Below are 19,935 nucleotides of genomic sequence, written 5' to 3' on the forward strand. Positions count from 1 at the left end.
CGGTCCGACCCGCCGTCGCACGCGGTGAAGCCCCGGCCCCACTTCCGGGACCGGGGGGGACGCGCGTTCCCGGCACTCCCGGCGGCGGGGCGCCCCGCCGAGGTCCGTCGGGCTCCGCCAGGGCACGACGAGGCCCGCCCAGCCAGCCCAGGCACCGCCAGGGACCGCAGGGACCGCCAGGGACCGCAGGGACCGCCAGGGACCGCAGGGACCGCCAGGGACCGCAGGGACCGCCAGGGACCGCAGGCACCGCAGGCACCGCAGGCACCGCAGGCACCGCAGGCACCGCAGGCACCGCAGGCTCCGCAGGCTCCGTCAGGCACCGCAGGGACCGCAGGGACCCGGCCGGAATCTGCCCAGGCTCCGCCAGGGCCCACCCGGGCTCCGCCAGAGGCCGGCTCAGGCCCCGAAGAGGAGCCCAGGGGGGCCGCCGGGCCCCGTTCCCGCCCCTCCGGGAACGCCACGGCGGCGCCCCGGGCTCCTGGTGAGGGGCCGGAACGCCGCCGTTGGGGGCGCGCCCGTTGGGGCGGGGCGCCGACGGGCGGCGGCGGGCGCGGGGGTCCGCTCCCGCCGCCGGAGGTCATCCGCGCGGGCCGCCGGTGCGGCGCGGGGCCGACGGGCGGTCCCGCAGCGCCCGGTCGACCAGAGCCGCCGCCGCCCCGGTGTACGCGCCCGGGTCGCACAGGTCGGCCAGGTCGGCGGGGGTGATGCCGATGCCGGGCACCTCGGCGAGCACCTCGGCCAGGGGCCGCCCGGTGCGGGCCGCCTCGGCGGTGACCTCGGTCAGGAGCTGCTTGGCCGAGGACTTGCCCAGCCGCGGCGCGAGCACCGCGGCGATCCGCTCGGAGGCGATGGCGCTGCCGGTCAGACCGAGGTTCTCGCGCATCCGGTCGGCCCGGACCTGGAGCCCCTCGGTCAGCTCGACAGCGGTGTGCGCGGCGCCCCCGACCAGCCGGAGGCACTCGCGCAGCAGCAGCCACTCGGCGTGCCAGACGCCGGCCGACCGCTCGTCCTCCGTGGTGAGGCACTGGGTCAGCCCGGCCGCCATCACCGGCACCTGGAGCGCGGCGCTGCGCAGCAGCGTGGCCAGCACCGGGTTCCGCTTGTGCGGCATGGCGGAGGAGCCGCCGCGCCCCGCGCCGCCCGGCTCCGCGACCTCGCCGACCTCCGTGCGCACCAGCACCTGCACGTCCGCGGCGACCTTGCCGAACGCCCCGGCGGCGAAGGCCAGCGCCGCCGCGAGGTCGGCGACGGGGGTGCGCAGCGCGTGCCAGGGCAGCACGGACCGGTCCAGCCCGGTCTCGGCGGCGTAGGCGTCGACCAGCCGGTCCAGGTAGACGCCGGGGTCGACCTCGCCGGTGCCGTCGACCGCCGCGTACTCCAGGTATCCGGCGAGCGTCCCGGCGGCGCCGCCGAGCGACACCGGCAGCCGGACGGCGTTCAGCCGCTGCTCGGCGTCGAGCAGCAGTCCGCGCCAGCCGGCCGCCTTTAACCCGAAGGTGGTCGGCACGGCGTGCAGGGCGAGGGTGCGGCCCGCCATGGCGGTGTCGCGGTGGGCGCGGGCCAGTTCGGCGCAGGCCGCGGCGGCCCGCCGCAGATCGGCGGTGATCAGCCGCCGGGCGCGGGCCGCGACCAGCATGGCGCCGGTGTCGAAGATGTCCTGGCTGGTGGAGCCCCGGTGGACGTACTCGGCGGCCATCGGGTCGACCTCCGCGACGGCCCGGCCGAAGGCCCGGACGAGTCCGACGACCGGGTTGGCGGTCTCCCGCGCGGCCAGCGCCAGCTCCCGGGGGTCCAGCCGCCCGGCGCGGGCGACCTCCCCGATCACCTCGGCGGCGCGCCGGGGCAGGGTGCCGAGCCGGGCCTGGGCGCGGGCGAGGGCAGCCTCGGCGTCCAGCATGGCCCGCAGCCAGGCGTGGTCGCCGACGGCCGCCTCCACCGGCGTCCCGGCGCGCACCGGGGACAGCAGCCCGGTGTCCGCGAGTCCGGTCCCGGCGTCCGTGGCCGGGTCCGCGGCGAGGGCGGTCATACGATCACCCCGGTCAGATCGGTGTCCGTCGCCACCGGGTGGATGCCGGACGGCGGCTGCGCCAGCGGCGGCAGGGCCAGCGCGGCGCGGGCGATGGCGTCGGAGTCGCCGAGGGTGACGGAGTCGACGCCGGGGCGGATGCCGGCGGCGGTGACCCAGTGCACGGACTCGGTGGGGACGCCGTAGGCGAACCGGCGGGGATGCGCGCGGCCCCGGGCGTCCAGCAGCCGGTAGGGGCGTTCGGTGACGGCGAGGCCCCCGGTCTCGTACCCGCCGCCGCCGGAGCCGGGGATCCGGTACGGCGCGGCCTGCTCGGTGATGAGCAGGTGCTGGAGCAGCGGGTCGTCGGTGCGCCGCAGGTCGGGCTCGGGCAGCCGGGCCTCGATCAGGACGTGGGCCCGCACCGGCGGCCCGGGCACCACCTCGGAGTCGGCGACGAAGGAGGACGGGGACCCGGTGTCGATCCGCACCCGGGTGCCGGGCCCGGTGACGGTGAGCACCCCGGCCTCGATCAGCGCGATCATCTCCTCGATGCGGCAGACCGGCGGCCCGATGGACAGGAAGGCGTTGAGCGGGGTGTACCAGCCCTCCAGGTCGTCGCGGTGCGAGGCGCCCTCCAGCCCGCTGTGGTCGACGGCGAGCCGGATCTCGTTGCGCAGGTCCCGCAGCACGTCCAGGGCGGCCTTCAGCGGGCCGCTGACGTTGCCCTCGCGGGCCTGGCGCACGTCCTCGCGCAGATGGCCGAGGAGCCAGTCGTGGAAGTCGTCCCGCCCGGTGAACTCGCGGTCGCCGTAAGGACGGGAGAGGCGCTGCCAGTCCCAGCGGTCGCCGGGGGCGAAGCCGTACGTGTCGAGCAGCTCCGCCTCCTCGTCCTCGGGCAGCGCGAGGTACGCCTCGACGAAGCCCTCCTCCTCGGCGCCCCGGCCGCGCGAGCGCAGCAGGGTGCCGTAGTAGACGCTCTCGGCCTCCTTGCGGATCAGCGGCCAGAGGTCCTCGCCGAAGTCCAGGCGCGGCCCCCGCCCGGCGCGGGCGCGCAGCGTGGCGACGAACTCCGGTGTGAGCAGGCGGGGTTCGTAGCGGCCGGTGGCGCCCTTCTCGTTCTCGCCGCGCGAGTGGTAGGGCACCCCGCGCCGCGAGAAGGCGTAGAGCCGGGGCTCGCGACCGGAGGGGCGGTAGGCGAGGGTGCCGTCCTCGCGGCGGGTGAAGGTGCCGCCGCGGCCGGCGGTGAACAGGGCCATGTGGTCGAAGAAGTTCAGCCCGAGCCCGCGCAGCAGCACGCCCTGTCCGGGCTCGACGCCGCTGAGGTCGAGGTCGGCGGGGTTGGCCGGGGTGATGTAGCTGAGGAAGTGGATGCGGGCGAGGCTGGCGGTGCGGGCCTCGCGCGCGGTGAGCCGGGCCGGCACGTGGCCCTGGGCGAGGACGATGGCGTTGAGGCTGTTCAGCCGGGTGCCGTCCTCCAGGCGCACGCCCTGCGGGCCGCCGGGCACGCCCTGGGTGTCGGCCATGGCGACGGCGCGGCTGCGGTGCACCAGCACGGTGACGTGGTCGGGGGCGCCGGTGACCACCTGCTGGAAGCAGTCGCGCAGGTAGCGGCCGTAGAAGGCGCGGGTGGGGTAGTCGTCGGGGCCGAGCCGGGCGGCCTCGTCGAGGGTGTCGGTGTCGTAGTCCCCGAACTGGCCGAGGACGGAAAGGCTGGTGGCCCACTCGAACAGCGACGGCCCGCACTCGACGGGGCCGTCGATGGTGACCGACTCGTCGGTGTAGACGGTGATCTGGGAGGCCACCGTGTTCATCAGCAGGTGCCGGGACTGCTCGGTGCGCCAGACCGTCCCGGCGCCGGGCGCGGCCGGGTCGACGACGTGCACGACGACCTCGTCGTGCGAGCGGGCGTGGCGCTCGTTGGCGAGCAGGCGTTCCAGTACGGACAGGCCGCGGGGGCCCGCCCCGACGACGCAGATCTCGCTGCGGGTGACCGTCATGCCGCCGTCTCCTCTCCGTGCGCGCGCACGGACTCGTGGGCCGGTGCGGCTGTCGCCGCCGGTTCGCGGACGGGGGCGCCCGCGATGAGCAGCCGGGCCAGCTCCAGCCGCTTGATCTTGGTGGTCGCCGTCTGCGGCAGGTCCTCCCGCCGCCACTGCACCGGGTCGCCCAGCACGGGCAGCCCCTTCAGCGCCGCCCGCCACCGGGCCGGCTCCAGCGGCCGGTCGTCGCGGGTGCACACCACCGGCACGGGGACGCCGTCCGGGTCGGGCACGATGATCAGTTCGACCAGCTCGGGGAGGCGGGTGAGCAGCTTGTCCTCGATCTCCAGGGTGCTGTCGATGCCGGGGATGCTGTCGACCTCGCGGTCCATCAGGTGCAGACAGCCCCAGCGGGTGCGGTAGCCGAGGTCGCCCATCCGCCACCAGCCGTCGTTGACCTGGTGCTCCCAGCGCTGCCGCTCCCCCAGGTAGGTGAGGATGCGGCCGTCGGACCGGACCTCGATGAAGCCGGGGTTGGTCTTGCTGACCGGCTTGCCGTCGCGGCTGACCACCCGGACGCCGGTCATGCCGGGGAACGGCATCCCGACGCACCGTCCGTCGAAGGGGCGGGCGGCGGTGTAGGTGCGGGCCGCGATGGGGCCGACCTCGCTCTGGCCGTAGATCTGGGCGTAGCGCGGGTTGCGGCGGCGGGAGGCGCCGAGCATGGTGGCGACGGTCCGCGGGTGGATGGCGTCGAAGGTGCTGGAGAAGTACTTGACGTGGGCGAGCGGGCCGCGCGGGTCGTCGGCCAGCACCTCCCAGCGCAGCAGGGTGTTGGGGTGGGTCTCGATGATGCCGGGGCGGGTTCGGGTGAACAGCTCGGCCACGGCGGCCGGTTCGTCGTCGCGCAGCACGATCAGCGGGTGGCCCTGGAGCAGCGAGATGGGCATGGCCGTGAACAGCCGGGAGTGCACGAACGACATGTGCATCGCGATGGGCTCGCGTCGGCCGACGAGGGCGACGACGCCCGCCTGCGGACGGTAGCGCGCCTGGAAGGTGCGGTTGGTGTGGACGGCCAGCTTGGGGATGCCGGTGGTGCCGGAGGTGTGGGTGATGAGCACCGGGTGGTCCGGGGACATCTCCACCGGCAGGGTCCTCGGGGACCCGGCGAGGTCCGCGAGACGGGTGGCCGCCGGGTGGTCGCCGGTGGCGAGCAGGACGCGCTCGGTGAGGTCGGTGATCTCCGCGGGCAGCCGGTGTTCGAGCTTGTCCTGGTCGGTGATCAGGTACGGCCTGTTCACGCGCCGCACCAGCTCGGCGACGGTGTCCCCGTCGAGCTTCGGCGACAGCAGGACGGCCGTGGCGCCGATGCGCGCCACGGCCAGGGCGAGCAGGGTGATGTCGAAGCCGTCGGACTTGTGGATGACCACCCGGTCGCCGGGCCGGACCCGCACCGCCCAGAGACGGGAGGCGAAGTCGTCGACGAGTCCCGCGAGTTCGGTGATGGTGGCGCGCCGGCCCAGACCGGGGGCGATGTCCAGGTCGTGGTCGGACACCACGAAGTTCGCCGGGAATCCGGCCGCCGCCCGGTCGAGGAGCGTGCCCAGCCGGATTCCGTTGTTCGCTATGCGCTGCAGAAACATCTGTCTTCCCTCCCGGGGCCGAAGACACCGTTCCGCCGGTTTCCGAAGGAGCGAGCGATCCGCATCCGGTAATTCGAGGACCGGCGGGGGTGAATCAGCCCTGCTGTTCGATGACCCTCTTGACGCGCCGCACCGTGGCGGCGAGATCCGCCTCGACCTTCGCGCCCCATTCCGCGACGAAACGGCGGCGGGCGGGCTCGTCGAGTTCCGCGGTGATCGAGCGGATTCCCTCGGTGGCCCGGCCCATGCGGAAGTGGTGGACGAGGGTGGCGGTGCCCTCCGCGCCGCCCGGCGCGACGTCGAATCCCCAGACGCTCTCCTGGCGGCGGCCGTCGGCGGTGCGCATCGCCCAGCGGAAGGTGCGGCCCGGCTCGGCGGCGACGACCTCGGCCTCGGTGTACCAGGTGCCGCGGACCACGGGGGCCCAGCCGACCACGTCGTCGGCGCGCTCGTTGCGGCCCCGGAAGACGGTGCCGACGGCCGAGGGCGGCCCGCCGACCCACTCGCCGCCCCGGCATTCCGGGCTCCATTCGCCGCTGCGGGCGAGATCGCTGACGACGGAATAGACGGATTCCGGGGAGGCCGCCACCTGGATTTCCGCGCGGGAGCCGAAGAGGGAGGGGGAGTCGATGACGGACCCGGAATTCGACGTGTCTTCCGACGCGTCCTCCGGTGCGGTGGTGACAGTGGTTTCGATCGCCATGCCGGGAATCCTGGTGACCCGTCGGAGGGCGGTCAACGACGCTTCTGCGGGTGCGTCAAGTTCCGGCCGGGAAGGGCCGGGTCCGGCCCCGAATATGTCAGGTCCCGGGAGCGGGAACGTCATGTTCCGGGAAGGCGGACGCGACGGGTCCGGACGCGGCACCCGCCGGATTCACCGAATATGTCAGCTCACCCAAACGCGACCCCGCCGGAAATGAGCGCTCCCCCGGCTCCCGCGTCGCCGGAGCGGGTGAACGGGCGACTCGGGGCGGGGCGGGGCGGGGTCCGCCCGGAACCCGGCGGGTATCCGATGGCGGACGGACCCGCACCCGCCCGGGAACCCGGCCGGTGTCCGGTGGCGGGCGGGACCCGCTCCCGCCGGGTGGGCGGCACTCGCCGCCCCACCCGGCGGGAGCCGTCCCGGGTTCCGCGCCCGTCCCGGGTTCCGGGCCCCTCCCGGTTTCCGGGCCCCTCCCGGTTTCCGGGCCCCTCCCGGTTTCCGGACCCGTCCCGGGCGTCCCGTCCGGGTCAGGTGTCCGTGCGCAGGACGAGCTTGCCCCGCACCCCTCCGTCCTCCAGCCGCCGGTGCGCCGCCGCGGCCTCCCGCAGGGGCAGCGTCTCGACGGCGCGGACGCTCAGCGCCTTCTCGGCGGTCAGCCGGTTGATCGCGGCGGCGGCCCCGGCCAGTTCCGCCGTACCGGCGTGCGAGATGGCGAAGCCGTGCACCGAGCAGTCCTTCAGGTACAGCGGCCCGACGGGCAGTTCGGGCCGGGTGCGCATCCCGGCGAGCAGCACCGCCCGGCCGCGCCGGGCCATCAGGTCCACCGCGAGGCCGAGGTCGTTGACGCCCGCCGCGTCCAGCCACAGCCCCACCCCGTCGGGGGCGGCGGCACGGAGGGCCTCCGCCAGGTCCCCGCCGTCCCGGTCGACGGCCTCGGCGGCGCCCAGCGTCCGGCAGTACCCGGCGTCCCGCCCCGCGGCGACCGCGACCACCCGCGCCCCGGCCCGTGCGGCCAGCACCACCGCCGCGCCGCCCACGTTCCCGGCGGCACCGATCACGACGACGGTCTCGCCCGCGCGCAGCCGCCCGTGCGGGAACAGCCCCAGGTGCGCGGTGGCCGCGCCGTGCGCCACCGCCACCACCTCCAGCGGGTCGGCGCCCGGCGCCAGCGGGTAGAGCCGCTCGGCGGGGACCACCGCGCGCTCTGCGGCGGCGCCCTGGCGGCCGTCGTGCCCCAGGCTGTTGCACCAGACCCGGTCGCCGGGCCGGAAGCGGTGGGCGCCCGGACCCGCCGAGAGCACCGTGCCGACCAGATCCCGGCCGACCACGAAGGGCAGCGGCACGGGGGTGCGCCAGGCGCCGGACCGGACGAAGGTGTCGACGTTGTTGACGGCGACCGCGTCGACGGCCACCAGGACGTCGGTGGGCCCCGGCTCCGGATCGGGAAGCTCCCCGTAGCGGATCGCCTCGGGCGGGCCGAACTGTTCGATGTACGCAGCGTGCATGGGTGGGGCTCTTCCCGGTTCGGTGTCGTTGCGGGCGGTCGGATCGGTCGGATACGGCGGGATCGGACGGGGCGGACGGATACGGAACGGACGGATACGGAACGGACGGGGGCGCCGGGGCGGACGGTGAACGGCGGACAGCCGACAGCGAACGGCGGACCGGCTCCGGCTCCGGCTCCGGCTCCGGCTCCGGCTCCGGCTCCGGCTCCGGCTCCGGCGGCCACCGTACGGATCGGCGCACCCTCCGGCGTCCACCCCGTACGGCGGGCGTTGGACCGGCGGGTACCCCCGGCGAACCGCCGGACCCGTGCCGGACGGCAACGGCACACCGGCACGGGACCGCGGATGCCGGGCCAGGACGGCTCCGGGCCCCGGACGGCTTCCGGCCCCGAACGGCTTCGGGCGGCAGACGGCTCCGGACGGCGGACGGGACGGCTACGGTCGGCGCGCCAGGAGCGGGCGTCACGACGGGCGGTGTCGCGACGGGCGGGCATCACGGCGGGCGGGCGTCGCGAGGCGGGTGTCCCGACGTGGCCGGCGGCGGGCAGGGCGTCAGGCGGGGGCGGTGACCGCGTCGCCCGCCAGGTGCGAGCGGTACCACGGCGCCGCCTCCCGCAGCCGGACGGCGTGGCCGGGCCCGGCCGGGCAGCCGGTGCGGGCCCAGACCGGGGACCGGTACCAGTGGTCCTCGGCGATCAGGCGGATCCGGCGGGAGCCGATCCGCTCCCCCTCCGGGGTGCCCCGCAGCAGCGCGAGATAGGCGTCGCACGACACCCCCGCGCCCGGCTCCGGCACCCCGAGCACGGCGGCGAGCAGCCCCGCCAGGCCGCGCAGGGTGACCGTGTCGGGGTGGGCGGCGTGGTGAACGGTGCCGGGCGGCAGGGCGCCGGGGGTGCGGGCGAGGACGGCCAGCAGCCGGGCCAGGTCGTCCACGGCGACCAGCGACAGCCGGGCCCTGCCGCCGTCCGGCAGCAGGGGTGTCCGGCAGAACAGCCGGGCGAGCGCGGGGACCAGCCACACGTCGCCGGGCCCGAGCATCAGCGGCGGGCGCAGCACCGTGCCGCCCCCGGCCAGCACCTCCCGCTCCGCCTCCCGGCGGCTGCGGCTGGTGGGCGACACCGGGGCGGGCTCCCGCTCGTCCTCGGTGAGCCCCCGGTGCGGTCCGTCCCCGTAGACGGCGGTGGTGCTGACCAGCACCGTGCGGGCGCCGGCCCGGGCGGCCTCCGCGAGCAGGGCGCGGGTGCCGTCGGCGTTGACCGCCCGGCAGCGCTCCTCGTCGGAGCCGATGAAGGAGGCGCAGTGCAGCACCGTGCCGACGCCGTCGCAGACGCCCCGCAGGGAACGGGGGTCGGTGAGGTCGGCCTCGGCGTACTCGGTGCCGGGCACCGCCCCGCCCGCCGGAACCGGGCCGCCCGGCGCCGCGCCGCCCGTCCCGGCGGCGGCCGGCGCGCGCCGGACCAGGGCCCGGACCTCGCCCCGGCCGCACCGCCCCTCGGCGGCCAGGGCGCGCAGCACGGCGGAGCCGATGAAGCCGGTGCCGCCGGTGACCAGGACCCGGCCGGTCACGAGGCGGCGCCGGACGGGCGCACCAGCAGGACGCCGACGGCGGCGACCTCGTCGTCCTGGGTCAGGGTCACCCAGGTCGGCAGGGAGCCGTCCGGGAGCGGGGCGCGCACCTCGGCGGTGACGAGGCAGGGGCGGTCCAGTTCGACGTAGCGGCAGAACTCCGCGTCCACCGACGGGACGACGACGTGGTCGTACCCGGTGGCGAGCTGGGCGGCCTGGCGCATCGCCTCCAGCAGGCCCCGGCCGGGCATGTGGTCGCTCTGGCCGTCGAAGATCACGGGATGGCCGAGGTCGGCGCGGAGCAGCCAGCTGCCGGGGGTGCCGGAGGCGGCGAGCAGCACGTCCCGGGCGCCGGTGCGGCCGACCAGGACGGGCGGCACCGGGTCGGGCAGCGGCACGCGGGCCGCCGCGGGCCGGGCCGGGCGCAGCCTGCGGTAGGCGGCGTCGGTGACCAGGGTGGCGGAGGCACCGCCGTGGCCGACGAGGACGTCGTCGCGGTACAGGTCGGCCTGGATGTGGAAGGAGGCCAGGCGGCGTCCGCGCCGGCGGACGTCGAGGGCACGCACGACCGCGCTGGTGGGGGCCAGGGACCGGCCGCTCCGCAGCACCTCGGCCGGTACCGCGTAACGCAGGTCCCACATCAGGAAGTGCAGGTCCGTGGGGGCGTCGTAGGCGAGGTGCGCCACGGCCGTGCCCGCCTGGCGGATCGTTTCGGCGATCAGCATCGGATTCTCCCGGCCGTCCGCGACCGGGGAGAACAGGGCGTGGGCACGGGGCCACTGGACGGACGTGCGAAACGTTCCGTCAGCCCCGGCGCCCGGTCCGGAGAGCTGCTGGAAGTGCGTGATCAGGACATCTGACGCATCGGCCCGGTGGACGAGCTCGCGCGGGACGCGGACTCCCTCATTCCGGTTCTGCGCGGTGTCCGGCCGGGCGTGCGCGGACATGATCGGAGCGGCGATGAGCACGGTCACGAGTGAATCCCCCTTCACGAGCAGCCCGTGTGGCCCTCGGGGTGCAGTCTGCCAAAAAAACAGCCTGAGCGGTTTCTTTCTGCGTCGAACTTTCTCTCGACGGACGTGATCTGCATCACATTATCGGGCCCCTGGGCAGCCCGGAGGGTCGCATTCCAGCCGCATACGCTCTGGTGGGACCCCATAAACAGACCGTCGGGTCGGGTAGAGTGGAGGAAAGACTGGTTGAACGGCGGACAAAGATCGTCCGCCCCGGTACGACTCTGAAGACTCGGAGCGAGAGATGGCCAAGCAGGCGCGCGCGGTGCAGACCCGCCGCACGATTGTGGAAGCCGCGGCGAGCGTCTTCGCCGACCATGGTTATGAGCGCTCGGCCACGTCCGAGATCCTGCGCCGGGCGGGCGTCACCAAGGGCGCGATGTACTTCCACTTCCCGTCCAAGGAGTCGCTCGCACAGGCGATCATGGACGAGCAGACCGCGGTGGTCGGCGTGGCGAACAGCTCGCCGCTCCAGTCACTGATCGACATGACGCACCGGTTCGCCCACGCCCTGCGCAACGACCCGATCGCCCGCGCGGGCACCCGGCTCTCGATAGAGGGCGTCTTCGTCCAGGGCTCCCACCCCTGGGGCGCGTGGTTCGACCTCACCACCCGGCTGCTCGTCGAGGGGCAGCAGGCGGGCGAGGTCCTCCCCCAGCTCGACACCCGGGAGACCGCAGAGTTCTTCGTCGCCAGCTTCACCGGTGTCCAGCTCATCGCGGAGGCCATCTGCGGCCGGGCCGACCTGCACGAGCGGGTCACCGTGATGTGGCGGCACATCCTGCCCTCGGTGGCCCAGCCGAGCGCCATCGCCCGGCTGCGCCCGGAGGGCGTCTCCGACCCTGCGGCGCTCGCGGGCCCGTCCCAGGACGATGCCCAGGACGCCCTCGAAGCCGGCAGCGGCGCGGCCTGACGCCCCGGCCGGTGCCGTCCGGCGGCCCGCGGCCGGCACCGCCGCCGTCTCCGCGCGGCCCCCGCACCCGGTCCGTACGGAGTCCGCGGGGCCCGGGGCCGTGCCTCCGGCGTCCGCGCACGCGCCGTCCGCACACGCGCTGTCCGCGAGCCCGGTGTCCGCACCGGCCGCGCCGCCGCGTCCCGTGTCCACCGCCGGGCACGGGCCCGCCCCCGCCTCCGGCGGGAGGAGGAGGGCCAGGCCCCGGGGGATCAGCACCGCGGGCACCGGCGCCGCGGTCACCGCTGCGCTCCCAGCAGGGCCGCGGTGTGCGCGGCGGAGGCCAGCGTGACGTGGCGGTGCCAGCCCTGGAAGGAGCGGCCCGCGAACTCCCCGAGCCCGCTCGGCTCGCCGAACTCCCGGTGGTCCCGCGCCACCCGCCGGGTCAGCTTGCTCAGCCGCAGCAGCCCGGCGGGGGCCGAGGAGGCCATGCCGGTCAGCCACAGCTCGGCCGGGGGGCGCTGCGGATCGCGCCACTCCCCGATCAGCATCGTGGCGTCCCGGCCGGCCTCGGCGGGCCGCGCCCGGTACGGGGCGCGCACCGGCTCCACCCGGATGCCGGCCACCAGCGAGGTCCGCACCGCCGGGGTGGGGGCACTCGGGTCCAGCCACTCCACCGGCCGCCGCAGCCCGCTGACGGAGCGCATGATCTGCTGCGCCGACAGCGCCCCGGCCCCGTAGCCGGGCAGCGACGGGTCCGCCACCGCCAGCCGGTCGCCGCCGTCGATCCGGGCCAGGAACGGGATGCCCAGCGCCGTGAACGTGTCGAGGGCGCCGCGCAGCTCGGGGTCACGGGCGTCCAGCAGGACCGCCCGGGGCGGCAGCCCCCAGGCCGCGGCCTCCATCACCACCGACGCCGCGCAGGCCGCCATGGTCTCCTCGGGCAGGCCCTCGGGGATCTCCGCCCGGCGCCGCCGGTCGGTGTCCTCCAGCCAGGAGCCCGGCAGGAACATCCGCCAGTTGACCGGCGCGCTCAGCCGCGGGGAGGCCAGCCAGACGCCGAACACCTGCTGGCCGTTGACCGTCTGGCCGAGGTGCGGCACGAAGTGCCGGTCCACGCCGACCGAGTGCTCGCCGACCTTCGGGATCTGCATCGACTGCACGACCCAGGCCTGCGGCTCCACGGCCCGGTGCACGTACGCCGCCAGTGCCCGCCGCATCGGCGCCCACTCCCACGGCGAGCAGGAGACGAAGTGGTGCAGGCTCTGCTCGGTGGCCGATCCGCCGATCACGCTGGCGATGTTGCGGATGGATTTGCGCCCCTCCGCCGCCAGCAGTCCGCGCAGATACTGCTCCCCCCTCTCGCGCTGATCCCGCCTGCGCAGCGAGGCGAACAACAGGTCCGCCAGCTCGGACACCGCAGGCGCTTCCGGTCTCAGGACAGCAGTGGTCACGGTGGGTCCCCCTAGAGGTGTGTTCTGCAGCCAACGCTCAAGAACAAGCCAGACTGTAAAAACCGGGCGCGCGGTTTGTCAATCCTGAAATGGCCGACTTCGCTCGGTCGTTGACGCGGGAGGCAAAACCGCAGGTTGTGAGGATTTAATGAAGATGATCTTCCGCTTCTGCGGCCCCCATCCCCTTGAGTGACCCCCCTTTGACAAACCGGGGGGTAGGTTTCTACCGTCGTTCGGGATGACCGATGGGGAATGAGGAGCCGGTGGACGATGCCCGACGGAGCGGTGGGACCACCGTGGTGAGGCAGGAGCGGTCCGAGCGGACCCGGGCACGCCTCATCCGCGCGTCCTCGACGGTGTTCGACGCGGTGGGGTACGAACGCGCGGCCCTCACCGCCATCAGCGACCTCGCGGAGGTGAGCAAGGGCGCGCTGTCCTTCCACTTCGCGGCCAAGGCCGACCTCGCCCGCGCCGTGCAGGCCGAGGCCTGCGCGGTCTCCGGGGCCCGGCTCGCGGAGCTGGCGCGGCAGGAGGGCCCGGGGCTCGACCTCGCCATCGCCATGACGCACGACCTCGTCCGGCTGATGGACACCGATGTCGTCGTGCGCGCCGGGGCCCGGCTCGCCCAGGAGATCGACACCCCGGGCGACCCCTCGCTGCACTGCCACGTCAACTGGCTCGGCGCCCTGTTCCAGGCCCTGCACCGGGCCCGGGTCGACGGCACCCTGACCGAGGACGCGGAGGTCGGCGCCGCCACCGCGCTGCTGATGTCCCTGGTCGTCAGCGCCGCCGCCATGTCCCGGCTGCCCAGCGGCCCCCCGGGCGAGTACGGGCCGCTCGGCGGGCTGCGCGGCGGCCCCCAGTGGCTGACCCGCATGCTCGACCTCGTCCGGCCCACCCTGGCCGCCACCTGACCCCGGACACGCCGGAAGGCGGGCCCCGCCGGTCGGACGACCGGAGGAACCCGCCCGGAGCAGTGCGGGGAGGGGCGCCCGCGCCGACGCCCGTGCCCGTGCCCGTGACAGCACCCGTGCCCATCACCGTGACCACGCCCCGCCCGTGACCATGGCCCCGCCGGGACCGTGACCGCGCGCGGCCCCGCCCGGGGGCCGCGCCCGCCGCCCCGCCGGAGGCCCGCGCCGCGCCCGCCCGGACCGGGGCCCGCCCCGCGGCGGACTACCGGGCCGTCAGGTGCGGCGGACGGTAGGTGGGCCGGTAGCCGCAGGCCAGGCCCAACGGCGCGAGCAGACCGCACATCGCCATGTCGAGGGCGAAGGGGCGGCCGGTGACGAGGCGGTACTCGTTGCGGAACCGCAGCGCCAGCAGCGCCGTGTGCAGCAGGGGCTTGCCGGTGGCGATGCGGCCCTCGTCGGCCAGCCCCCACAGCGTCTCGAAGACCTTCTCGGTGTCCAGGGCGGGCGCCGTCCGCCACACCACCGTGGTCCGGCCCGGCCCCGGGTTCCACAGGGTGTGCGGCACGCCGGACGGGACGTGGAACTCCTCACCGGGCCCGTAGGCGCGCGGCCGTCCGTCCAGGTCGACCCGCAACTCCCCGTCCACCAGCCGCATGTGCTCCCGCTGGCGCGGGTGGTAGTGCACCGGCGGCCGCGTCACCGCCGGGGCGTACTCGACCTCCACCTCCACATGGGCGCCGCCGGTGTCCCGGGCGGTGGTGAGGAAGGTCAGCCGGTCCTCCCCGAGCTTCAGGGTGTCCCCCGCGCGTGCCATCAGTCGGTCCTTCCGTGGGAGTGGGTGTCGGGCGCGGTGTCGCGCCCCGGGGAGCGGAATCCGATCGCCGCGTTGAGGACGTTCAGCGCGGCGAGGACCGCAGCGATCCAGAAGCCCAGGCGCAGCCCGTCCAGCCAGGCGTCCGCCCACGGCACGCCGTCGGCGACGCGGTCCCCGGTGCGCCCGGCCGCGCCGGTGGCGACGACGGCCAGCCCCAGCGAGGCGCCGACCTGGAAGCAGGCGGTCAGCAGCCCCGAGGCGATGCCCTGCTGCCGCTCGGGCACCTCCGAGACGCCGTGCACGTTGACCGGCAGGGTGCAGCACTGGAGGGCCGCGCCGAGCGCCAGCAGCGCCGGCAGCAGATCGGTGGCGTAGGCGCCGTCCCGGGGCAGCCCGGTCAGCCACAGCAGGGCACCGAGGGTGAGCACCGCCCCGGTCAGGTAGACCGCGCGGGGTCCCGCCGTGCGCAGCAGCCGGGTGACCGGCGGCGTCACGGCGACCGCGGCGAGCCCCAGCGGCAGGAAGGCGAACCCCGCCCGCAGCGCGCTGTAGCCGAGGCTGCCCTGGACGTAGTAGCTGAGCAGGAACAGGGCCGCCGCCTGGACACCGCTCGTCAGCACCCGGCCCACCCCGGCCGCGGACAGCGACCGCTTCGCGAACAGCCCGAGCGGGACCAGCGGATCGGCGGCCCGCCGCTCCACCAGCACGAACGACACCAGCAGCAGGACCGCCGCGGCTCCCGGCACCGCCGCCCGGGCCGAGGCCGCGCCCGCCGTCCCGACGCCGACGACGGCGTACACCAGCAGGGCGACGCCCAGGGTGGCGGTGAGCGCGCCCGGCAGGTCCGCGCGGCCGCCGCCCCGGGCGGGTGCCGGGGGCCGGTCCGCCAGCAGCAGCCACACGCCCGCCGCCGCGACCGCGCAGACCGGCAGGTTGACGTGGAACACCCAGCGCCAGTCGAGCCGGTCGGTGATCAGGCCGCCCAGGACGACCCCGGCGGTGCCGCCGAGCCCGGCGAGCGCCGCCCAGACGCCGAGCGCCGCGGTGCGCTCGCGGCCCGCCGGGAAGCTCGTCGTCACGATGGACATGGCGGCCGGCGACAGCAGCGCCGCCCCGCAGCCCTGCACCGCGCGGGCGGCCACCAGCCAGCCGGTACCGGGGGCGAACCCGCAGGCCAGCGAGGCGGCGGCGAAGACCAGCGCCCCCGTCAGGAAGGTGGCCCGGCGGCCCCAGCGGTCCGCGAGCCGCCCGCCGGGCAGCATCAGCCCGCCGAAGCAGAGCACGTACCCGGTGAGCACCCACTGGCTGCCGCCCACCCCCATGCCCAGGTCGGTCCTGATCCGCGGCAGCGCGAGGTTCACGGCGGTGGTGTCGAGCAGCACCATGAACTGCGCCAGCGCCACGAGGACGAGCAGCCGCCGCCGGTGCGGATGCGGGGGCGCCGCCGGGGGCGCGGCGGACTCCAGGCCGATGGTCATCTGAGCGCCCTCCGGGGCGGGTACGGAACGGGAGCGGACACGGGAACGGATGGCCCACGCGCCGGAGCGGCCCGGGGCGGGCCGGGACGCCGGGGGCGGGGCCGGGACACGCCGGGACGGAACGGGGGGGGCACGGGCGGGGAACGGAGCGGGGACGGAGCGGGGACGGACGGGCCTGGGCCGGGACGGACGGGCCTGGGCCGGGACGGACGGGCCTGGGCCGGGACGGACGTCCGGCGCGGACGCGGTGTCCGGCAGGGCGGCTGGCGCACGGCGGAACCCGGTACACGGCCGAACCCGGTGTCCGGCCAGGACCCGGCGCGCGGACGGAAGGCGGACGGCTCCGCCGAGAAGACGGGCCCGCCTGGCCCCGGGGCCCCGCACCGCCGCGCACCGCGCCGTGGCCCGCGCGCGGGCCCGGACTCGGGCACGGGGGCGTCCGGGACGCCGGGGCGGGCCGGGGCCCGGGAGAGGGGAGCCCGGACCCGGCCGCCGTCACCCGGAAGGACGGCCCCGGGTGACGGCCGGGCCGTCAGCGCTCCGGCCACTCGATGTAGCTGAGCGCGTTGTAGATGGTGCGGTCCGGGTCGGTGATCGCCCGTCGGCCGTGCATCACCCGGGTGTTGTCGATCAGGGCGACGTCCCCGTCGGCCCACTCCAGGTTCTCCGTCAGGGCGCCGGAGACCTCGCGGACCTCGTCGAGCAGCGCGGCGCCGAACTCGGTGCCGTCCGCGAAGGTGATCCGGGGCGTCTCGTAGTTGTTCGACGGGCCCAGGATGCTGTTGGCGAACGCCGGGCGGGTGCCGAACAGGGTGGCGTCCGCGGCGGGGGTGCGGAAGGCGTAGCGCACACCGCCGTCCTCCTGCGGCTCCACCTCGGTGCCCGGCATCGCCGCGGCGAGCCGCACCAGTTCCCCGACCTCGATCTCCTCGGCGGGCCGGTCCAGCAGGTGGTGGGCCATGGCGCGCCACTGCGGCTCGGCGACGTAGCGGCTGTAGACGATGTCCTGCGCGGCGAAGGCCGCGCGGGCCGGCTCCGACAGCGCGTCCCACACCCGGTGGCCGTCGCAGACGGTGGTCTGCGAGCCGGACGCGGCGGCCTTCTCGCAGAAGAACCAGGCCAGGTGGGATCGGAAGGGGCTGTTGCCGTTCTCGGTGTGCAGCCCGACCTCGTCGTAGCCCGCGTCGACCTTCTGGGCGACCTCGGAGTAGAAGTCGCGCGCCGGGTCGAGGGTGGTGGAGGTGGAGGCGCGCTGCACCAGGGCCGTGAAGGAGTCCATCCCGGCGCCGAAGCCGCGCAGCAGCAGGAACCCGGCGGTGCCCAGCAGCCCGAGCAGCTCCGCCGTGTCGACGCCGTCGAGGCCCGCGCCCGGCTCGGCCGGGGTCAGCAGGAGACCGCTGCCGGTGCCGTACGGGACGGCGGTCACCGTGCGGGGCGCGGAGAGGGTGGCGGTGCTCATGCGAGGGCTCCTTCGAGTGCTCGGGCGGTCCCGTCGGCGCCGGTCAGCCGGGCGCGGACGACGTCCCGGCGCGGACGGCCGGTGACGGTGAAGCAGACGGTGTAGTCGGGGTCGTCGGCGGCCATCAGCCGGACGACGGAGGCGCGTTCGATGCCGGAGAGCCGCTCCCGGCCGAACGCCTCGATCCGGGCGCGGGCCTCCTCGTGGTCCACGTCGGCGTCGACGACGAACAGCCCGTGCACCGCGTCCAGCCCGTCGGCCACGATGGCGGCCTCCCGGACGAAGCCGAGTTCGCGGTACTGCGCCTCGATCCACTCGGGCGAGAGGTTGCGGCCCCCGGCGGTGATCACGACGTTCTTCTTGCGCCCGGTGATCCGGATGTAGCCGTCCTCGTCGATGACGGCCAGGTCGCCGGTGTGCAGCAGGCCCCGCTCGTCGACGACGACGCTGGAGGGGTCCTCTCGGGTGTACCCGGCGAACAGGGAGTCGCTGCGGATCAGCAGCTCGCCGTCCTCGGCCAGTTCGGCGTGGACGTGGGCGAGGGGCCGCCCGGCGGTGCCGAAGCGGGTCTGGCCGGGGAAGTTCCAGGAGACCACGGAGCTGTTCTCGCTCAGCCCGTACCCCTCGTAGAGGGTGATGCCGTATCCGTCCAGGCGGCGCAGCACCTCGACCGGCACGGGCGCCCCGCCGCAGGCGATGAAGACGGGGCCGTCGTGGCCGAAGATCCGCCGGTGGCGCTCGGCCACGGTCTCCTCCGGCCGCTCCTCGCACAGGGCGAGCAGCAGCCCGGCGATGGTCGGCGGCACCACCATGGCGGTGGGCCCGGCCTGCCGCAGCAGCGCCCGCAGCCGGGGCCCGGCGGCGTCGGCGGCGGTGCCGACGCAGCCGGGGCCCGGCGGCGTCGGCGGCGGTGCCGACCAGGGCGGCGCCCGGCGGCAGGAAGGTGACGCTGCCCCCGGCCAGGAAGGGCATGTAGAGGCCGGCGACCTGCTCGATGAGCAGGCTCAGCGGGACGACGGAGAGGTAGCGGGCAAAGGCCGTCCGGTCGACGTGCCCGATCAGCGAGGTGATCAGCGACTCGATGCCGTGCAGCCGGATGCGCACGCCCTTGGGGGCGGAGGTCGTCCCGGAGGTGTGGATGACCTTGACGACGGCGTCCCCGGCGTCCGGGCCGGGCGCGGGCGGGAGGGCCCCGCCGGCCCGCCCGGCCAGGGCGGCGGCGTCCACCCGGACGACCTCGCACCCCCCGGGCAGCACCGGGGCGCCGGACTCCCGGGCCCAGTCCTCCAGCCGGGCCGCGCCCTGGGCGTCGACCAGGCAGACGTCGGCGCCCTCCAGCAGGGAGGCGGCCTGCGCCGCGCTGAACGCGGTGGGCACCGGGACCTGGACGGCGCGGGCGAACAGGGTGGCGAGGTCGGCGGTGACCCATTCCGGGGAGTTGGCGGCGACCAGGCCGACCCGCACCGGGCGGCCCGGCGCGGCGGCGCGGCCCGTGAGGGAGCCGGCCAGCGCACCGGCGGCGCCGATGAGGTCGCGGTAGCTCCACTCGGTGGCGGGGCCGCCGGTGGGCGAGAGCACCCTGACCATCACCGCGTCGCTGGCGGCCCGCGCGAGCAGACCGCCGATCAGGTCGACGCGGGTGCCGGTGGCGGGCGGGGCGATGACGTGCCCGGCCGCGGCGGCCGGACCATCGGGGTCCGGGGTGCCGGGGTCCGGGGTGCCCGGGGTGTCAGGCCGCATGGGCCAGCTCCTCTCGCTGGGAGGGGACGAGACGGATGTCGAGCGCGTCGAGGACGTACCGTCCGACGCCGCGCAGCAGCAGGTCCGTCTGCTCGGAGATGTGCCCGTAGCCGACGACGGGCCGGGTGGCGTAGTACCTGCCCCAGCGGGCCAGTTCGGCCGCCGGGAGCCGGGAGCCGTCGGCCTGGCAGACGGGGTGGAGGACCACGCCCACCCGCTGCATGACGGCGGCGAGCCGGCCCGTCATGGTCATGGCCGCGTAGGGGCGGCCCAGGCAGGCGAACACCAGGGGGAAAGCCTGGATCAATTCCATTCCGGCGCTGGGCCTGACGGAGGCGATGCTGCTGACCTGGAGAATGTCGCGGCGGTCCACGAATTCACCCGCATGCGCCGACAGGATTTCCTCGACGGGCGCGTCGAGATACTGCTCCAGAAATACCTCGCCGTTCTCCGGGTAGGAGATCCCGGCACATGCCTGGATCTCCTCGCGACCCGTCGCGTCGTGTTCGATGTACCGGATGAACAGGTCCGGGTCGGGCGACACTTCGGCGCCGAAGGATTCCGCGAAGACCATGCTGACCATGGCCGCGGATTCCCTCCAGCCCGGCGTCCCCCGCTCGGCAAGTGATATCCGCACGTATGGCGCCCCTTCGTCCGTTCCGGGATTCTTGCGTGCCGTTCACATGTCTGCGTTCCCTCATCATTCGCCGGACGATCCTCCGGGACAATGGAATGGAGCGGCGTCCGTCATGTTCTCCGTCAGG

Annotated in this window: 14 protein-coding genes and 2 pseudogenes; 2 read left to right on the forward strand and 14 right to left on the reverse strand. The window is 75.6% G+C overall.

Annotated features, from left to right (window positions below):
- Positions 1 to 580 precede the first annotated feature (580 nt).
- The 7 genes from GTY84_RS02820 to GTY84_RS02850 all read right to left on the reverse strand — a co-directional run bounded on the left by GTY84_RS02820 (position 581) and on the right by GTY84_RS02850 (position 10,381).
- Positions 581 to 2,029, reverse strand: coding sequence for a lyase family protein (locus GTY84_RS02820; RefSeq protein ID WP_161224481.1), 1,449 nt, complete (start codon positions 2,027 to 2,029; stop codon positions 581 to 583).
- Positions 2,026 to 4,008 carry an FAD/NAD(P)-binding protein gene (locus GTY84_RS02825; protein WP_161224482.1) on the reverse strand — a complete coding sequence of 661 codons (1,983 nt, stop codon included), beginning with the start codon at positions 4,006 to 4,008 and terminating at the stop codon, positions 2,026 to 2,028. The genes GTY84_RS02820 and GTY84_RS02825 overlap by 4 nt, the downstream gene beginning before the upstream one ends.
- Positions 4,005 to 5,633 (reverse strand): AMP-binding protein, encoded by a 1,629-nt coding sequence (locus GTY84_RS02830; protein WP_161224483.1) that lies wholly within the window; start codon positions 5,631 to 5,633, stop codon positions 4,005 to 4,007. The genes GTY84_RS02825 and GTY84_RS02830 overlap by 4 nt, the downstream gene beginning before the upstream one ends.
- Before the next feature lie 94 nt (positions 5,634 to 5,727).
- Positions 5,728 to 6,336, reverse strand: a complete 609-nt coding sequence (locus tag GTY84_RS02835; protein ID WP_161224484.1) for an SRPBCC family protein — start codon at positions 6,334 to 6,336, stop codon at positions 5,728 to 5,730.
- Positions 6,337 to 6,863: 527 nt separating this feature from the next.
- Positions 6,864 to 7,841, reverse strand: coding sequence for a zinc-binding dehydrogenase (locus GTY84_RS02840; protein ID WP_161224485.1), 978 nt, complete (start codon positions 7,839 to 7,841; stop codon positions 6,864 to 6,866).
- Positions 7,842 to 8,393: 552 nt separating this feature from the next.
- Positions 8,394 to 9,407 carry an NAD-dependent epimerase/dehydratase family protein gene (locus tag GTY84_RS02845; RefSeq protein WP_345943324.1) on the reverse strand — a complete coding sequence of 338 codons (1,014 nt, stop codon included), beginning with the start codon at positions 9,405 to 9,407 and terminating at the stop codon, positions 8,394 to 8,396.
- Positions 9,404 to 10,381 carry a ScbA/BarX family gamma-butyrolactone biosynthesis protein gene (locus GTY84_RS02850; protein WP_161224486.1) on the reverse strand — a complete coding sequence of 326 codons (978 nt, stop codon included), beginning with the start codon at positions 10,379 to 10,381 and terminating at the stop codon, positions 9,404 to 9,406. Before GTY84_RS02850 ends, GTY84_RS02845 begins: the two co-directional genes overlap by 4 nt.
- A gap of 283 nt (positions 10,382 to 10,664) precedes the next feature.
- On the opposite strand from GTY84_RS02850, the pseudogene GTY84_RS02855 reads away from it, so the two are divergent.
- Positions 10,665 to 11,276: pseudogene (locus GTY84_RS02855) on the forward strand (ScbR family autoregulator-binding transcription factor); the annotation flags it as partial.
- A 335-nt stretch (positions 11,277 to 11,611) separates the two neighbouring features.
- Here GTY84_RS02855 and GTY84_RS02860 read toward each other — a convergent pair.
- Positions 11,612 to 12,766: a transposase gene (locus GTY84_RS02860; protein ID WP_345943325.1), complete on the reverse strand. Its 1,155-nt coding sequence runs from the start codon at positions 12,764 to 12,766 to the stop codon at positions 11,612 to 11,614.
- Between the two features lie 263 nt (positions 12,767 to 13,029).
- On the opposite strand from GTY84_RS02860, the gene GTY84_RS02865 reads away from it, so the two are divergent.
- Complete coding sequence (locus GTY84_RS02865; protein ID WP_161224488.1) at positions 13,030 to 13,680, forward strand: TetR/AcrR family transcriptional regulator; 651 nt, start codon at positions 13,030 to 13,032, stop codon at positions 13,678 to 13,680.
- 262 nt (positions 13,681 to 13,942) lie between these two features.
- On the opposite strand, the gene GTY84_RS02870 is transcribed toward GTY84_RS02865, so the two are convergent.
- The 6 genes and pseudogenes from GTY84_RS02870 to GTY84_RS02885 form a co-directional block, all read right to left on the reverse strand.
- Positions 13,943 to 14,494 (reverse strand): cupin domain-containing protein, encoded by a 552-nt coding sequence (locus GTY84_RS02870; protein WP_161224489.1) that lies wholly within the window; start codon positions 14,492 to 14,494, stop codon positions 13,943 to 13,945.
- A complete protein-coding gene (locus GTY84_RS02875; RefSeq protein WP_161224490.1) occupies positions 14,494 to 15,972 on the reverse strand; it encodes an MFS transporter in 1,479 nt (492 codons plus the stop codon). The genes GTY84_RS02870 and GTY84_RS02875 overlap by 1 nt, the downstream gene beginning before the upstream one ends.
- Positions 15,973 to 16,504: 532 nt before the next feature.
- Positions 16,505 to 17,431, reverse strand: a complete 927-nt coding sequence (locus GTY84_RS33345) for a TauD/TfdA family dioxygenase (protein ID WP_237532000.1) — start codon at positions 17,429 to 17,431, stop codon at positions 16,505 to 16,507.
- A complete protein-coding gene (locus GTY84_RS34465) occupies positions 17,428 to 18,243 on the reverse strand; it encodes an AMP-binding protein (RefSeq protein ID WP_272919149.1) in 816 nt (271 codons plus the stop codon). The genes GTY84_RS33345 and GTY84_RS34465 overlap by 4 nt, the downstream gene beginning before the upstream one ends.
- 169 nt (positions 18,244 to 18,412) lie before the next feature.
- A pseudogene (locus GTY84_RS34470) lies at positions 18,413 to 19,171 on the reverse strand (AMP-binding protein); the annotation flags it as partial.
- The gene (locus tag GTY84_RS02885) at positions 19,161 to 19,808 is read right to left on the reverse strand and encodes a thermostable hemolysin (RefSeq protein ID WP_265295124.1); all 648 of its coding nucleotides are present in this window, start codon (positions 19,806 to 19,808) and stop codon (positions 19,161 to 19,163) included. The gene GTY84_RS02885 and the pseudogene GTY84_RS34470, both read right to left, overlap by 11 nt.
- Between the last annotated feature and the right edge of the window lie 127 nt (positions 19,809 to 19,935).

The sequence above is a fragment of the Streptomyces sp. SID8352 genome (assembly GCF_009862265.1).
GTDB lineage: Bacteria > Actinomycetota > Actinomycetes > Streptomycetales > Streptomycetaceae > Streptomyces.

Coding starts and splice junctions, on each gene's coding strand:
- GTY84_RS02875 (WP_161224490.1), bottom strand. CDS start 15,972: ATGACCATCGGCCTGGAGTCCGCCGCGCCCCCGGCGGCGCCCCCGCAT.
- GTY84_RS34465 (WP_272919149.1), bottom strand. CDS start 18,243: ATGGTGGTGCCGCCGACCATCGCCGGGCTGCTGCTCGCCCTGTGCGAG.
- GTY84_RS02840 (WP_161224485.1), bottom strand. CDS start 7,841: ATGCACGCTGCGTACATCGAACAGTTCGGCCCGCCCGAGGCGATCCGC.
- GTY84_RS33345 (WP_237532000.1), bottom strand. CDS start 17,431: ATGAGCACCGCCACCCTCTCCGCGCCCCGCACGGTGACCGCCGTCCCG.
- GTY84_RS02835 (WP_161224484.1), bottom strand. CDS start 6,336: ATGGCGATCGAAACCACTGTCACCACCGCACCGGAGGACGCGTCGGAA.
- GTY84_RS02830 (WP_161224483.1), bottom strand. CDS start 5,633: ATGTTTCTGCAGCGCATAGCGAACAACGGAATCCGGCTGGGCACGCTC.
- GTY84_RS02870 (WP_161224489.1), bottom strand. CDS start 14,494: ATGGCACGCGCGGGGGACACCCTGAAGCTCGGGGAGGACCGGCTGACC.
- GTY84_RS02820 (WP_161224481.1), bottom strand. CDS start 2,029: ATGACCGCCCTCGCCGCGGACCCGGCCACGGACGCCGGGACCGGACTC.
- GTY84_RS02825 (WP_161224482.1), bottom strand. CDS start 4,008: ATGACGGTCACCCGCAGCGAGATCTGCGTCGTCGGGGCGGGCCCCCGC.